This window comes from Leifsonia sp. HAY1-4F (genome assembly GCF_056755275.1).
This window is the reverse complement of sequence record NZ_JBNDHX010000194.1, coordinates 1-1,304: the sequence shown is the minus strand read 5'-3', so window position 1 is coordinate 1,304 and position 1,304 is coordinate 1. Positions and strand designations below refer to the sequence as shown.

The window sequence follows — 1,304 nt, the reverse complement described above, 5'->3', positions numbered from 1 at the left end:
GCGCATGGCGCAGCACACCGTATCCACTCATCACATCCCGGAGAATCTGCCTGGGAGGATCCAGCACTTCATCGATGGCGCGTTCGTCGACAGTGTGTCCGGCGCCACCTTCGACGTGTTGGATCCGGTGTCGAACGAGACGTACGTCCAGGCGGCCGCCGGGCAGAAGGAGGACATCGACCTCGCGGTCGCCGCCGCGAAGCGCGCCTTCCGCGACGGCCCGTGGCCGCGGATGAAGCCGCGGGATCGTGCGCGCGTCCTGAATCGGATCGCGGATGCCGTGGAGGCTCAGGATGCGCGGCTTGCCGAGCTGGAGACGTTCGACACGGGTCTGCCGATCACGCAGGCGTTGGGCCAGGCGCGGCGGGCGGCGGAGAATTTCCGGTTCTTCGCCGACTTGGTGGTGGCGCAGGCGGATGACGCCTACAAGGTCCCGGGGAGCCAGCTGAATTATGTGAACCGTAAGCCGATCGGCGTGGCGGGGCTGATCACGCCGTGGAACACGCCGTTCATGTTGGAGAGCTGGAAGCTGGCTCCGGCGTTGGCGACTGGGAACACGGTCGTGCTCAAGCCGGCCGAGTTCACACCGCTCTCGGCAAGCTTGTGGGCGGAGATCTTCCGTGCTGCGGGGGTGCCGGATGGGGTGTTCAACCTGGTCAACGGGCTGGGTGAGGAGGCCGGGGATGCGTTGGTGAAGCATCCGGATGTGCCGTTGATCTCGTTCACGGGTGAGAGCCGCACCGGGCAGCTCATCTTCGCCAACGCCGCCCCGTTCCTGAAGGGTCTCTCGATGGAGCTCGGCGGGAAGTCCCCTGCCGTGGTGTTCGCGGATGCCGACCTGGATGCTGCGATCGATTCCACCTTGTTCGGGGTGTTCTCGTTGAACGGGGAGCGCTGCACGGCCGGTTCCCGCATCTTGGTGGAGCGGCCGATTTATGAGGAGTTCGTTTCGCGGTATGCGGAGCGGGCGAAGAACATCGTGGTCGGGGACCCGCATGACCCGGCGACCGAGGTCGGTGCGCTGGTGCATCCGGAGCATTACGAGAAGGTGTTGAGCTATGTCGAGCTGGGCAAGCGGGAGGGCCGGCTGGTCGCCGGCGGCGGCCGCCCGGCCGGGTTGGCTGAGGGCAACTACATCGCGCCGACCGTTTTCGTCGATGTGGCGCCCGAGGCGCGGATCTTCCAGGAGGAGATCTTCGGCCCGGTCGTTACGATCACCCCGTTCGACACCGACGAACAGGCGTTGGAGCTTGCCAACGGGGTGCGTTACGGCCTGGCCGCCTACCTGTGGACACGCGACCTGG

General features: G+C 66.3%; 1 protein-coding gene. It reads left to right on the top strand.

The window, feature by feature from the left end; translation table 11 throughout:
• Nucleotides 1-4: 4 nt before the first annotated feature.
• A partial coding sequence (locus ACPYOG_RS19140) for an aldehyde dehydrogenase (RefSeq protein WP_481295724.1) occupies nucleotides 5-1,304 on the top strand: 1,300 nt, incomplete at its 3' end.